Annotated in this window: 14 protein-coding genes and 2 tRNA genes; 3 read left to right on the top strand and 13 right to left on the bottom strand. The window is 43.8% G+C overall.

Features of this window, described 5'->3' with window-relative positions:
• Positions 1-3 precede the first annotated feature (3 nt).
• Both PHR44_08200 and PHR44_08205 read right to left on the bottom strand, forming a co-directional pair.
• Positions 4-78: transfer RNA gene (locus PHR44_08200), tRNA-Glu, on the bottom strand.
• Positions 79-143: 65 nt separating this feature from the next.
• Positions 144-2,714, bottom strand: coding sequence for a hypothetical protein (locus tag PHR44_08205; protein MDD4910638.1), 2,571 nt, complete (start codon positions 2,712-2,714; stop codon positions 144-146).
• 185 nt (positions 2,715-2,899) lie between these two features.
• Here PHR44_08205 and PHR44_08210 point away from each other — a divergent pair, with 185 nt between their 5' ends.
• The 3 genes from PHR44_08210 to PHR44_08220 are packed head-to-tail and all read left to right on the top strand — an operon-like array spanning position 2,900 to position 6,517.
• Positions 2,900-4,096, top strand: coding sequence for an FIST N-terminal domain-containing protein (locus PHR44_08210; GenBank protein MDD4910639.1), 1,197 nt, complete (start codon positions 2,900-2,902; stop codon positions 4,094-4,096).
• A 2-nt stretch (positions 4,097-4,098) separates the two neighbouring features.
• A complete protein-coding gene (locus PHR44_08215; GenBank protein MDD4910640.1) occupies positions 4,099-5,583 on the top strand; it encodes an ATP-binding protein in 1,485 nt (494 codons plus the stop codon).
• A 1-nt stretch (position 5,584) separates the two neighbouring features.
• The gene (locus PHR44_08220) at positions 5,585-6,517 is read left to right on the top strand and encodes a response regulator (GenBank protein ID MDD4910641.1); all 933 of its coding nucleotides are present in this window, start codon (positions 5,585-5,587) and stop codon (positions 6,515-6,517) included.
• Here the strand turns inward: PHR44_08220 and PHR44_08225 are convergent.
• From PHR44_08225 to PHR44_08275, 11 genes are all read right to left on the bottom strand, one after another.
• On the bottom strand, positions 6,514-7,017 hold the full coding sequence (locus PHR44_08225) for a thermonuclease family protein (GenBank protein MDD4910642.1): 504 nt from the start codon (positions 7,015-7,017) through the stop codon (positions 6,514-6,516). The genes PHR44_08220 and PHR44_08225 overlap by 4 nt on opposite strands.
• A 4-nt stretch (positions 7,018-7,021) precedes the next feature.
• Positions 7,022-7,735 (bottom strand): methyltransferase domain-containing protein, encoded by a 714-nt coding sequence (locus PHR44_08230; protein ID MDD4910643.1) that lies wholly within the window; start codon positions 7,733-7,735, stop codon positions 7,022-7,024.
• A gap of 4 nt (positions 7,736-7,739) precedes the next feature.
• Positions 7,740-7,823: transfer RNA gene (locus tag PHR44_08235), tRNA-Leu, on the bottom strand.
• A 16-nt stretch (positions 7,824-7,839) separates the two neighbouring features.
• The gene (locus PHR44_08240) at positions 7,840-8,235 is read right to left on the bottom strand and encodes a class II SORL domain-containing protein (protein ID MDD4910644.1); all 396 of its coding nucleotides are present in this window, start codon (positions 8,233-8,235) and stop codon (positions 7,840-7,842) included.
• 516 nt (positions 8,236-8,751) lie between these two features.
• Complete coding sequence (locus PHR44_08245) at positions 8,752-9,237, bottom strand: hypothetical protein (GenBank protein ID MDD4910645.1); 486 nt, start codon at positions 9,235-9,237, stop codon at positions 8,752-8,754.
• A 14-nt stretch (positions 9,238-9,251) separates the two neighbouring features.
• Positions 9,252-10,340, bottom strand: coding sequence for an MBL fold metallo-hydrolase (locus PHR44_08250; protein MDD4910646.1), 1,089 nt, complete (start codon positions 10,338-10,340; stop codon positions 9,252-9,254).
• A gap of 8 nt (positions 10,341-10,348) precedes the next feature.
• Positions 10,349-11,266 (bottom strand): lipase family protein, encoded by a 918-nt coding sequence (locus tag PHR44_08255; protein MDD4910647.1) that lies wholly within the window; start codon positions 11,264-11,266, stop codon positions 10,349-10,351.
• Between the two features lie 82 nt (positions 11,267-11,348).
• The gene (locus tag PHR44_08260; protein ID MDD4910648.1) at positions 11,349-12,188 is read right to left on the bottom strand and encodes a TdeIII family type II restriction endonuclease; all 840 of its coding nucleotides are present in this window, start codon (positions 12,186-12,188) and stop codon (positions 11,349-11,351) included.
• Complete coding sequence (locus tag PHR44_08265; protein MDD4910649.1) at positions 12,185-13,381, bottom strand: DNA methyltransferase; 1,197 nt, start codon at positions 13,379-13,381, stop codon at positions 12,185-12,187. Before PHR44_08265 ends, PHR44_08260 begins: the two co-directional genes overlap by 4 nt.
• Positions 13,382-13,411: 30 nt before the next feature.
• The gene (gene lexA / locus PHR44_08270; GenBank protein ID MDD4910650.1) at positions 13,412-14,035 is read right to left on the bottom strand and encodes a transcriptional repressor LexA; all 624 of its coding nucleotides are present in this window, start codon (positions 14,033-14,035) and stop codon (positions 13,412-13,414) included.
• A gap of 154 nt (positions 14,036-14,189) precedes the next feature.
• A partial coding sequence (locus tag PHR44_08275) for a hypothetical protein (protein MDD4910651.1) occupies positions 14,190-14,616 on the bottom strand: 427 nt, incomplete at its 5' end.

Here is a 14,616-nt window from a genome sequence, read left to right on the forward strand (position 1 = left end):
TAATAGCCCCAACCGGATTTGAACCGGTGTTTAAAGGCTGAGAACCTTCCGTCCTGGACCAGGCTAGACGATGGGGCCAAGAGGCCAAAGTTTTTATTATTTTAACAGACGCGACTACTTAGTCAATATAAAATAAGAGGGCGCTACTTGCGGATCTTGATCAGGCCTGACTCTTTCCAGCCGGAATCATCGCCATTTTTGTCAATTGCCCGCAGGAATACTTTTTTACGTATGTTGCGGCCGCCATTGTTCACAAACCGCAAAGATAATACCATTTGCAACATCCTGCCGGACTCTTTCATCTCCCCTAATGCACCAGCCCAGTTAATTAAAAGTATCTCTCCTGAAGAATACAATCTCTTCTCTGATACATTATATCTAAGTTGGGCCCCTGAGTTGCCCTGAGGGCTATCTCCGATAAACAGATACACATCCTGCAGGTCCTGCCAGCCGGCATTATCAAGATAAGTGGCTGTAAGCGTCAAGTCTTCTCCTGAGCGAACCATCTCCCAGTCAGGAGAAAGCCCTCCTATGCGCGGCACAGAGCGCACAAACTCAGACCTTGCGGAAACTGTAACGCTGATGGGCTCTTGGGAAACATCGGATTCGTTATAAAAGGTTATGGTGCCGGCATTCAAAGTGGAGGAAAGCTGTTTTCTATCAATCGAAATTTTAACCGGAGCTGATGCCTGAGAGAATACTTGGATACGATTATTGCCTGCATCACTGATATACATATTACCTAAAGTGTCGACGGCTATATCATTTGGTTGCTTGAATTCCCCTTCCCACGTTCCCCACCTTCCAAAATAAAATAATGAATTGCCATCTTGGTCAAATTTATAAATTTCGCCGTTATCAAGCACCAAATAAACAAAACTATGTGAATCACAGGCAATTCCCGTTATATCTATGTTATTTTCCCATGGTTTAATCCTGTCGTTTAATTGGTCAAGCGTCCAATTGTCAATCAAATCTCCATCCTGATTTAATACTGCGAGACCAAAATAGCGATCGTTGGAGTGGCCGCGGTTATAAGCAGCGTAAATGATATCTTGGGAGGTTATAGCTATCGCATAAGGCCTAGTGAACATATCCCATTCCTCTATAACGTCGCCCTTTGAGTCATATTTAATGAGAAACTCGCCAGACTCTGGATCAGAGATATACATATTATTCTCGGAATCGATAGCAATATTTTCTACTCGGCCGTCTTGACCGTGAAACTGATTATTTAAAACTATCTCTTTGATCAAATTACCTTCGTTATCAAACTTGAATACATTCCGAAAATAAGGAATATATATATTATTCTCTAAATCCAAAGTTATATCATCGCTTATTACTGATGGAATAGCCACAGACCATTCCTTGACTTTGACAAGCCCGCCTTTTATACCAAATTTTTGGATAAGCAAATCTTCTGCAGACGTGTTCTGTGCGGACCCGATGTAAATATTGCCCTTTTTATCAACATCTAACCATAACGGACCATTATAAAATATATCCCCTGACTGCTTATTATAACTTCCCCACTCAGCAATAATCCTGCCTTGAGAATTAAACTTAAGGATTTTTGTATTGAGCTCATCAGGTGTTGAATACGGACACATATATATATTACCATCTTCGTCTATTGCCACATCTCCTGTATAATGCAAGTGAAAATCTATATAATTGCCTGAGAAATCGACAATGTTCCAACCGGAAGAAGACTGAATAAGGCGGCCTTCAGTGTCAAACTTACCTAAGAATCGTTTGTGCTCATGACCTATATAAATTACATCTTTAGAATCTATGGCAAAAACTTCGCCATATTGATAATCGCTGCTATTATGATTGGGATTGCTGGTTTCAAATCCCCATCGCTTCATATAATTTCCGTCTGAATCAAATTTCCAAATTCTCATATAATGATTATCGGCTATGTATATATAATCTCCAGAATCAATAACTATGCCTATAGGCTGGCCATAATAGCCTAATGTCGCACGAAAACTCCCCCAGCGTTTAATATAATTTCCATTTTTACCAAATTTATGCACGCAAAAGTTCTCATAATCAGTTACGTAGATATTATCTTGAGAATCAACAGCTATATCATATGGCTTCCAACTGGATCCGGGCTTAAAACTTGTAATAAAATTGCCGTTTCTATTAAATTTTTTAATCCTTGCTTGATCATTATAATAATAGTTATAATCAGTCACTACATAGAAATTATTCTCGGAATCAAAAGCAATATGATGAGGATAATAAACATAGCTGTTACTTGATGGATTGTCATTCCCTACTTCAAGTATAAATTCACCATATTTGTTAAACTTTTTTATGCGCTTATGATAAGTATCAACCACATAGATATATCCCTCGTGATCGACTCCAATACTGTGCGGATGGCTGAAATACCATGGATTCGGCAACTTTGGCCACATATTGGAATATTGATACGGTGCATTAGCGGGGAGTTGGTTTGTGGAGGGGATTGTGCCCTGGTTTTGTTCAATCTTGATCCAGGGGACATCGGTTTCAGCGCGCCAGGCAAGGGTGTCGCTGCCGTAATTGGTGATGGCGATCTCCTTTTCAGTGTAGCTGTAGCCGAAATCAAGGGTTTCATCAGAAACGCTTAACTGCGGGATCTCGCAGAAGGCGGTGTTGAACCGGGATAAAAACAGGGTTAAAAGAGCAACTAAAAATAAGCGTTTAATTAACATAATGCCCTCCAATAAAAAAACCGATCTCACCTCCTATTATGCCTCTGACCCTGAGGTAAAAATCGGTTTTTCATTATATAAAGGTTCCCGAAATTGATACAATATAAGTATACTATGGCGAATGCCGGTTTTCAAGGCATAATTGTATTGACACCTGAAAATGCGCAAGATACAATAAACCAAATATGTCCATCTCAATAGGCGCAGGGTCGAGCACTTCCGCCGATATTCTGAAAGCAGTTAATCAGGCCTGCAGTGAGGCAAAGGAAGGGCTCTATCCAAAAAGGCCGTCTTTCGCGCTTGTGTTCAGCACCGCGGAATACGCCTCCGCTTATGCCCTGAATAACATTGAAACGATCCTCGGCAACGTGCCGCTTATCGGCTCAAGCGGGCTTTACCTGATATATAACTCCGCGATCATAAAACAAGGCATTATCGTCGTGCTTGCCTGCCTGGAAAAGGCCAATTACACATTGGCGCATACGCACAATATCGGCAGGGGCGCGGCGTTGAACGCCGGCAGGGAACTGGGGGACAAACTGTTGTTCGGCATAAAGGGCGGCCAGCGCAACTTCTGCCTGGTTTTCGGAGACGGGAACATTAACAACGGCCGCGAGGTGATAAGGGGCCTGCAGGAAAAATTGGGCTTTAGTTTTCCCATTATCGGCGCCAACTCCTCCCTGAAGGGCAATACAGATAAAACATACCAGTACTTCAACAATGAGCTGCTCAGCGGCTCCTACGTTGCCCTGCTGCTGGGCGGCGGCGTCAGCTTTGGCTTCAGCGTGCACCACGGTTTTAAGCCGCTGGGCAGGCCGCGCGGCATCACTTCAAGTAAGGGCAATGTCATCTTTGAAATAGAAAACAAACTGGCTGTAAAGGTATATGAGGATTACTTTGCCAGGAAACTGCCGGAGCTCAAAAAAGACATACGCTACATATCAGTGCTCTATCCCATAGGCATTGATATGCCGCAGGAGGAGGAATACCTCTTAAGGAACGTCATATCCCTGGAAGAGAACGGCGCCATAATCTGCGGGGCGGACCTGCCGCAGCAAAGCTCAATGCGGCTTATGATAGCGACTGAAGAATCCTGCCTGAAATCGGTAAAACAGTCGGCCATAGAAGCGAGAGGAAATATGGAAAGGTCCGGCATATCAAAGGAAAAACCGCCTAAGTGCGCGTTCTTCTTTAATAACTATTCCAGATACCGGCTTTTGGGAAGGCACGCTGCCAGGGAAACAGAGGCCCTGCGGCAGACCCTGGAAGGCGGCTTTCCGCTTACGGGATTTTATGATTCGGGGGAATACGCGCCCCTTAAATACTATGGGACAACAAGACAGCACAACCAGGCAGGGCTTGTTCTAACACTGGGGGACTGATATTGGAAACCGTTAATATCCACGCGCTGTTAAACATGTCCTCTCTCATTACCATCATCGTGCTGTGCCTCATACTGGTAATGAAGATGGAGCGGATAAAGCAGCTGCAGCGGCTGGCTGAAAAGCTGAACCGCTCCCTTAAAGAGATGGACGAACAGGCAAAACTGATAATACGCACGGATATGGAACTGAATAAAACCCAGGAGGAACTGGACAAAAAGGTATCCGGGCTGTATACGCTGCAGAAGATCTCCCGGGCGTTAAGCGTTACCTTTGATGAAAACAAGATACTGAAACACCTGACCAGATCCGACGTAGAAGAGTTAGGGTTTGAGAAGTGCCTTATCTTTATGCTGCGCGCTTCGGAGCAGCTATTCTCCCCTGTCCTGCTTATAGGATATTCCGCGCAGGAACTGCAGGAAACGTTCAAAACTATCGGCCCCGGATTATTGGCCCTGATCATCAACGAGGCAAAAAACATATCATCCATATCCGGGGACGCGCCCATACAGAAAGAGAGGATACGCAAACTTTTTAACGCGGAACACTTTGTCATATCGCCCATACTGCCCCCGGAAGGCGATAAGGGCTTCATATTTATGGGAAGCTCAAGCCCGGAAATAGTGATAACCGAAGGGGACGAGGAAATAATCAACGTGCTGGCAAACCACATCGGCCAGGCGCTGGAAAACGCCCGGCTTTTTGACAAGACCTACCAGGCCCAGCAGACCCTTGAGAAAAAGGTTGAGGAGCGCACCAGGGAGTTAAAGAAGGCCCTGGAAGAGATCAAAGGGGTGAACAAAAGAAAATCCGATTTCGTATCCGCGGTCTCGCATGAACTGCGCACACCCCTTACCTCAATAAAAGGATACGCCTCAATATTGCTGGCGGAACGGCTGGGCAAGATCCCCAAAGAGGTCAAAGAACGCCTGGAAAAGATCAACAAGCATTCGGATGAATTAACACGCATGGTCAATGACCTGTTGGATGTATCGCGCATAGAATCGGGAAGGGTGGAGCTGAAGATGCAGCCGCAGGGCCTGAAGGAAATTACCGATTCGGTCATAGACCTGCTGCAGCCGCAATTAAAGGATAAACGGATATTGATATCCCTGGATATACCGCGGGGGCTGCCCAATGCCATGGCAGACAGAAGCCAGGTTGAAAGGGTATTCATAAATCTGCTGGGCAACGCGATAAAATTCACGCCTGAATCGGGCAGGATCGCCGTACGGGCAAACGTGAAAAATGAATTCATACAGATCGACATAAGCGACAATGGGATCGGGATACCCGAAACGTCGCTGCCGTTCATATTTGACGAATTTTACAGGGTGGATAATGAAATAAACCAGTCGCTGAAGGGTACCGGGCTGGGGCTTTCTCTGGTAAAATATATAGTAAACGCGCACAAAGGAGATATCTGGGTAAAGAGCAGATTGAACGAAGGCACGACCTTCAGTTTTACCCTGCCGATCACGAGGTGATATGCGTAAGGAAACTATCTTAGTAGTAGACGACGAGCCGGATATAAGGGACATCCTGAACCTGACGCTTAGCGAGCAGGACTACAATGTGATTGAGGCGGAGAACGGCGAAGAGGCACTGAAGATCATCAGATCAAAACCGCTTGACCTGGTGCTGCTGGACTACAAGATACCGAAGATGGACGGCAGGCAGGTCTGCCAGATAATCAAAGACGATATATTAATGAGGCATCTGCCTGTAATAATGCTTACGGGCAAGGGCGATATTGAGCATAGGGTCGGAGGCATTAACGCGGGGGCGGATGATTATATAGTAAAGCCGTTTGAGCCGAAAGAACTGCTGGCAAGGATACATATGGTGTTAAGGCGCACCCAGAGAGACCTTGAGGCAAACCCCTTGACCCGCCTTCCGGGAAATGTATCTATCCTCAGCGAATTGTCGGGCCGGATGCAATCGGGAGAGCCGTTTGCCGCCTGTTATATAGACCTGGATAAATTCAAATCCTACGACGATAAATACGGTTTTGAACGCGGAGACACGGTCATAAAGAAGACCGCGGAGATACTGCTTAAGGCGATAAAGGAAAAGGGCAACCCTGCCGACTTTGTGGGCCATATAGGCGGGGACGACTTTGTCATTGTCACGACTCCGGACAAGGTGGATGCCGCGTGCAAGAAGATCATAAAGGACTTTGAAGCGGCGGTCCCTTCCTTCTATGAAAAGGAAGACAGGGAAAAGGGTTTTATTATGGCTAAAGACAGGAAAGGAACTGTGCAGAAAATACCGCTTCTCTCAATCTCCATCGGGGTCGTGACAAATAAGGCGCGCAAGATATCGCATGTAGGCCAGATAAGCGAAATAGGGGCGGAACTGAAATCCTACGCCAAATCGCTGGAAAGAAGTAATTATATAGTAGATAAAAGGGTTGACTAAGGCCCTTCCTTCCACAAACCGCGGCCGCGTTGGCGCGCCTGCCTCTCAAGCCGCAGTAACTCATCGGTATATTTTACGTTAGGGGGAAATGTATAGACCTGAGCGAAGCCCTCTTCTATAATCCGCGCGTTTGCCATTGTGCCGTCCTCTAAAAACACATAGGCAAGCAGGCGGCCGTACCTGTCGCGCCTCTCTACGTCAAACTCCAATCTTACCCGTTTGCCTTCAAGGAGGCCTTTTGTAAACAGATAGGACTCTTTCCCTGATCTCTTGATGGCCTCAACGTCGCGCCTGGTGCGCCGGGCGTCGCGGTAGAGCTTGTTGGACTCGTGCATCTCAGGCGTATCAATGCCTATCAGGCGCACCCGCTCTCCGTCGGAGAGCACAACCGTGTCTCCGTCAACAACACGCTTAACCAGGACGCCCTCGGAACAAAACGCCGAAGCCGGACAGGATAAAACTAAAGCGATTATACATAAAAACATAAACTTTCTATGCATAAATCTAAACCTTTACCGCCTTGATAATAAGATGCTCTCCGAAAAGAAGCTCCTTGGAAAGCATTATTCTGTGTATGCGCGCGAAATCTATGTCGCCTTTTTTCTGGGAACGTTTTGCTTTGGTATACGACTGAAAGGCTATCAACGGAACGAGAAAGCACAGGCCCAGCCCCTCATATCTGCTTGTATATATTCCCTCAATTTTAAATCTTCCAACGTGAAGCAGATATTCCAATTCATGGTATCTCCAGGGAGTTATATGCAGATTCCAGATGGTTTCTCTGGGATTTTGGGAATGTTCCAGCGGAACCTCCCGGAAATATTCCCAGCAACCTTCCGCAAGAAATCTTGCCCTTGATTTAAGATTAAGTATATTGGGGGTTGACAGGATAATCTTACCCCCGGCTCTTAAAACCCTGTGCAACTCTTTAATTACTCCGTATGGGTTTTCTAAATGTTCAATGACCTCGGCCAAGACGACGAAATCAAAGTCATTATCGGAGAAAGGGAGGTTTTCGGTAACGTTATATTTTTCAAATTTAACTTCATTCTTATGCCGGAAACGTCCGCCATCCATATCCGCAGCCAATACATCAAAACCGACATTCTGCAAGTGATACGCGTAGTCTCCGCTGCCGCAGCCGATATCCAGCACTCTGCCTCTGGCTTCATTTTTAAAGATCTCAATAAATTTCTCCAATAGAAAGTTTCTTTTCATAATATGGTGCGCGGGGAGGGATTTGAACCCTCACAGGTTGCCCCACTACCCCCTCAAAGTAGCGTGTCTGCCATTCCACCACCCGCGCGAAATCATTCTTTATCTCACTCTACCATTATTTCCCTGGAACTCTGCCATAATCCATGTATGTTGCAATACGAAGAGGCAAAAAGTACGCCGGCCTTCTCGGTTTTTAAAGTCAGAACCGCCTCCGGGTGCGTAAATACGCTGCTGGTGTTGGGGCCCTGCGTAGATTCTCCGTGGGCGTTGAATTCACATTTCCCGATCTCATAAGGGAATTTCTCGCCTTGCGGCAGAAAATACACGCTGATCCAACGGATGTGGTGCTCAGTGGTATTAGGATGGGCTATCTCCTTGCCCACGCTGACCGCGATCTTCGCGAATTCGCCTTTCTTTATCTTATCGGGCGCCTCGATCACGGGGACATGCTTCTCTTTCTTCCAATCGGCAGATTGAAACATTTCCTTTAATTCAGCCATATTCCCTCCTCTTTCTCAAGCGGTGAGCAAGCCCCGACGGCTTATTACCGTCGGGGCGCGTCGAACCGCTGCCCAGAGTTGTCGCCAGCCGCACCGCACAACCTCAAGTGGTTCAATTAGTTGTGAAAATGGAGATTAGGCGAAGCAAGCGGATTTTGCTTAGTTTAGTCGATCCCCTGCCCCCAAAACCCATCCGGTTGCCGCCGGTTTACCCCAATACCATAGTAGAAGCCTTAAAGATCAAGGCATTCATGAGCCAGGGGCCTACGATGCTGACCTGGGCACAAACCCGTAAAGCGTTAAATATCTCAGAAGCCAAGTTAGCACACCTGCTGAAAATAGTCAAGACGCTACCTCCGGACTTCGTAGAAAACATGAAATCTTGCACTGATGAAAGCATGCTAAAAATCTTCCACGGCCGAAGACTTCTGAAGATCTCCCGCCTAAAAACCGAGAAAGAACGCCGAAGCGAAATTGAACGCCTATTGCTAAAGATTTAGACCTCAATTTCCCTTCTTATTTATTAGCCTCTACTCGCTTCTTAACATAGGCTGTTTGCTTCTTGTAGGAAAACAAAAAGATAACCAGTAAGGTAACCACGAGAATAAAAAGCTCCCACCCTCGGAGGATCGAAAACTTCCTTCCTAAAATTTCAACTAATTTAAGCAAAACGAGCAGCCCAAAGCATGCACATAATGTGCGGTAAGTATTGTTGACTTCTGATAAAAGCTCAACTCCTTCATCTTTTTTTGTGGCGGCTACATAATCTTTATAATCTGCGAATTTAAGGAATGACGTACATTTCAACAGTGGCTCAACAACAAGAGAGCCAACCCTACTAATTACCAACCCTACAAAATAGTACAAAAAGAGTCCCAAAATTACATCCTGTTGTATAAAAGAATAGTCAGTTATTGCGTCAGCCAGAACAACAAAGACAACTCCGGGAAAAAGATAATTAAATAGATTATATGAGGAAAGTTTATCAATTATGTCTTTCATTTATTATTCCTCCCCTATTCTGCAACTTCATCATAAAATGGCAATGGTTCTGCCTTGACCCAACCGCGATCCGGAGCATTGTCAAAATGACATTTTGTGCTTTCCTTAGTAGCAAGAACTTTAGCGCCACGTCTCATAAAAGCATTTACTACCTTTCGCGATGGGTGCTTAGGGTCTCCATCTTTTGGAGAGCTCACAAAGGCTGTTTTTAGGTGTGCTGGTTCCTGTAACTTTTCACCTACTATAGAGTCGAGCAAAGAAGGACCTATGTTATGCTTACTTCCATGATGAGGAACTTGAATAAAGTTTAGTGTTTTCAAATCGATCCCTAGGCTTACCGCCTTCTTGATTGCCCCACTTAACGCCTCAATACCAGCATCTCCAGTAAATAGAAATTTCTTCCCTTCAACTTGAAGCAATAAAATTACACTTGAGTTGTTTTCTGCGCTCGTTTCGTTTTCCTGCGGGTCAGCCAATGTTTCTAGTCCCCAGTTCTCAGCAACCCATTTGATCGCCTCTTTAACAGCAGTAACAATCCTCTCAGTTAAAGTCAAACTTTCTTTTGGTTCAGGTGTTTCCCGGAAATTAGCAAGCATAACACTATAGAAATCTTTGGTAGGGCTTAATACAACTATTTCGGCATTCCCGTCTGTAAAATCATCCGCAAAAGGCTCATAAACGCGAATATTCTTCTGCTTTGCCAATGATTCTAACTCATAGGCATCCTCTAATGCTTTTTTTAAATTAGCTTTTAAACTGGTCCCCGTAATTTTGCCGTTTTGAAACATGTTCTTTAAATCTTGGGCATGTTCCCATGGCCTATGAAGACATAGAACTCCAACTGTAAGATTGTTAATTACCTCGGTTAATCCAGAAGCATGATCTGCGTCAGGATGAGAACAGAAAACATAATCAACTTTTGCGGCTTTATAATATTTCTTGATATGTTCAATAAGGGATTTACCGGATTCCTTTGTCCCTCCGTCAATAACCATTATTTTTTGCTCCGAACGATCCCCATGAAGGTTGCCCCATCGAATTGCAATAGCATCGCCTCCACGTTCACCCTCACCAACTGGTAAAAAATCTATCTCAAATCCCATAATTCACCTCACAGATTGATTCGCTTTAGTGCCCAACCAGCTAATTTCTCACAATAAACATCAAGCGAATGATGTTGTACGCCTATATCCTTCGCGATCGTCCACGATAACCAGATTAAATTTAGCGATCGCGTTAACTCGGCATATTCTGTTAACACTTTTGCATCTGCGTTTATTGACACTTTAGTCAAAAAGCGCATATCCCCATGATGCTGGTATTCAGAAAAGTTCTCAGCAAGTATTTTAACCTTATTGTTCTTTACCTTCTTCTTAATCAGCCAAAATAGGGGCAACATAATCGGCGTAAATGGTAAGAAAGGCACCACATCAAAAGAATTGATGACCCTGTAGATTGGCGCCTTGATCTTATCGTCAAATTCTTCATTGCCGACTTTAGGGCTTCCAAATGTGTAGCATGCCGCCAGGTTATCTGAATTGATCTCGGACGTCGCAATTAAAGCCAATGCCCCGCCGAGAGAATGGCCGGTTACATACAATCCATAATCAGTCAAAGACTGCAGTTGCTGAGTAACATCTACTTGTATTTTTTTAAAAGCCGAAAGAAAACCTTTGTGAGTTTTGATATTATTCTGATCCACCCGCATAGCGGCATATAAATCAGTAAATACATCAAAGAACGTTTCAAACGTCAAACCTTCAGTCTGTGTACCTCTAAATGATAGGACCGCCATCTTGTCAGGATCCCTTTTTGCCAAAAAGGCCTGCGTTCCATCTTGATTAAATGCTCTAACCAGTAAGAATCCTGCTTCTGTTAACGCGGATTTCAACTCAGTGTCGTCTTTTTCAAAAGGCAAGTATGCCAGTTTCGACATTTTGGCCATAAGCCAAGATGTCCTATCACTATAAGCTGCTCGTTTTACCGGCGGGGATAATAATTCAGGATATTCAAAATATTTGCCGCTCATATAAATCCTTCATAAAAAATGCCATAAATCCTGAATTCGATCGGGTTATGGTATATGACATGTTACTAAGCCCTAAAGGCTTTTAATCCAATTTACCTTCTTCTAGATCACCTGGAGGCTCAATCCCTAAAAATTCTCTATAAATCCTATCCTTATAATCTTTGCCAATTTCGTTCACGGCACTTATAAATGCCTTATATGTTCCTGTTCCGCCGATTTTTTCCCAGAACTCATCCCCGATAAGTACAACATCATCATTTTTCATATCAAACCAGCGAGCGGGGAAAGCCCATGCGTAATCAGCACGTTTGCCATAAGGGTTATACGGCAACGCATAATAGGCACCATCGACTTGTAGTGGTTGCATGCTGTAAAGCTTCAAAATTTTTTCTTTACTGACCTTCGTTTGATCGCTATTGGGCAAAGGAGCCTTTAACTCAAAAGCATATTTTTTATTACTACGTTTATCCTCAGCATAAACATCGCAGATAACAGTCGTGGGGATAAGCTTCTCGCTCTTACCTTCTAAAATATATTGCAATTCCTTTTTCCAATCAGGACGCACCTTTTCCTTGCCTCGCCCGGAATGCTCCAGGGTATTCAAAACCTCTTGAATTCTTCGTAGCCGTTCTGAATTTACTTGTCCTTTTATTGACACACCCTGCTCACCATGTCCAAGCCCATTATTGGCCGCTACAATGGCTAATTTCTCCCAAACATTACCAAATGGAGTAACGAACCGCCTTTCGAAATGAGATCCTTTAAATATCTCATCCGGCACCAGAGCCGCATATAGCGGCTTCTCTGCTTTGTGGTCTTCTTTAATAAACGGATCCTCGACTAAAACCTTATGCATAATTCTGTCCATCATCGATTTGATGACAGACTGGATCGCCTCTTTCATTTTTTGTTTATCTGTCATATTTTCTCCCATATTAAAATGCTCTCATAAAAAGCGCCTTCTCGGCGGCCTGTTCGTCTATTTACATGACGATCGACTCGCCCTACAGATTTGAAGCCTACGTCTTCTGCCTTGTACAAGTTAAATTTATCGTTAACAACGATTAGGGCAAGTCCTTTTTTAACCATAAAATCTCTGGTATGCGACAGAACATCGTTTATACCTTTAATATAATCTTTGCGAGCCTGTTCCGACTGTCCATTTTTTGCGGGGCCGATTTCCCTCGTCTCATTATTTTGTAAACCCAATAGTTCGTAAGCATATTTGTGTTGGTCGTGATAATCAATAAGTCCCAGATAGGGCGGCGATGTAAAGATCATATCAATATTCTTCGGCAATTTTACTTCGCGGGAATCATCGTGAAAGATTACAACCGATGCTTCCGTTCGTAATTTTGCGTATTCCTTTATTCTATCCAGCGTATCAAGAGTATACCTGTATAAAAACTTATAGGCTTCGCTTACTGGCTGACACGTTCGATTATGTTTATAACAAAAATATGGTTCGATTTGAGGTTTTTTAGGGAAATCCAAATCATAGTGCGTCACAAGGCGAGCAGAGCGAGCAGAGCGCGATAAAATTACTTTCAATAAATCTTTATACGTGTATTTATCGATCAAGTCTTTAAAATACAGTAATTCGTTTTGCGTGCTCTGGGAGAACCATGTTTTGACGTATTCACTGCTGGTTGATAAACGGCCATTACCTCCATTTTTTGGAGAAGAGGGGCCATATTTAAAAGTATATAATTTTTTCAGAATATCTCTCAATTCCGTTTCCAGTAAATCTAAATCATATTTAGCCGTCTTAACTTGAGAAAGCAAAGTGTTGAACGAAGAAATGTCTGTGCCGATTGAATCAACCCCAAGAATATTTGCCTCCACAAGGGTTGTTCCAGATCCACAAAATGGGTCGTAAACTAATTTTGGCTGATATTTCCTAAGGAAAATTTCGACTAATTGAGGAATAAATTTCCCCATATATGGATGCAGTCTATGGACATGCTTTGTCCGTTCGTTTTCCGGAAGATCTCTTTCACGCCAATTCAGGTTCAAATCATCAAGTCTAGTTTTTGAATTAACACTTGCGAAATCGGTAAGAGGGGTTTGTTTATATTGGATCGATATTTTTTCTGCTACTGCGTTATCATACATACTTTTCTCCTCTATCCTTAAATAAAATTACTACATATTTGGAATCGTTGCCACGACCACTCCCTGAATCTGAAAATCCCTTGTTAGAACAATAGGCTGGTGCTGTTTATTTTTTGATCTGGGTTTTAAAACAACCGTCTCCCCTGCCTCGTGAAACTCCTTAACAGTTGCTTCATTATCAATCAGCGCTACAACAGTATCACCATTCTTCGCTGTTACTTGTTGACGAACTAAAACAAAATCTCCGTCACCGATGCCTTTCTGATTCATCGAGTCACCTTTTGTTTTTAGAAGAAAATAACGATGTGGCGGACAGGCTAATTTTATGCTAACCGGTATTTTAGCTTGTATATTTTCTTCGGCAAGCATTGGAGCGCCGCAAGCTACAACTCCAACCAATGGGACATCCACGGTCTGAGCACGTATCCTATCATCACCAACACTTTTGACAAACTGCAAGCTTCCATCGTCCCTACGACGTAGCACACCTTTCTCAATCAGCTTGTTAACAATCAACGAGGCAGAACGAGGCGAACGATATCCAAGAGAAGACATGAGTTCACGCATGGATGGGATGCGTCCGATGTGCAGGATGAAATTGCGTATTTCGCGGATGGCTTCTAGTTCCTTATTCGTTATAGCGGTAGTCTGCATGTATACAGTATTATACACTTAGGATAATTTGTCAATGATTTTTTTCAGTAATTAAACATATCTTTCTGGAAGGGCGCGCTGGAAATACTTGCGAAACAAAAAACCTCCGCCAGCCTACTTAGCCAACGGAGGATCTATTCTTCAAGACGATTTCCTATTTATTGGATAATTTTTTTGCAATATTTTTGATGCTGTTATCCGGATGCTTAAGGAGCTTTTCTTTATCGTAGGCGATAAAATCGGGGTGGAGGGATATGCGGTACTGCTTTGAGCCGTTGTTCTCTATAAACTTCTGGCCGTCTTTATCCAGTAGGCTTCCCTGCAAAGCCGTCCTGAGATTACTGTAAATCTGAAATTTCTCGACATCGGCAATTATGCTGTCCGAGCCCAAGCTATGCCGGTGAACCCAGCCCTCTTTTGTTTTTTTTAATTCCAGCGCAAGGCGCAAGAACAGCTTAAACACCGAGTCGCCAAGCTTTATCTTGTGGTTATTCACTTCGATTTCGTTGCTCCGCCTCATGGGAATGGTGCCGGGTATATAGACCTTATCGTAGCATTTGTATTCAAAATCCTTATAATCC

Source organism: Candidatus Omnitrophota bacterium, from assembly GCA_028707125.1.
Classification (GTDB): domain Bacteria; phylum Omnitrophota; class Gorgyraeia; order Gygaellales; family JAQTUX01; genus JAQTUX01.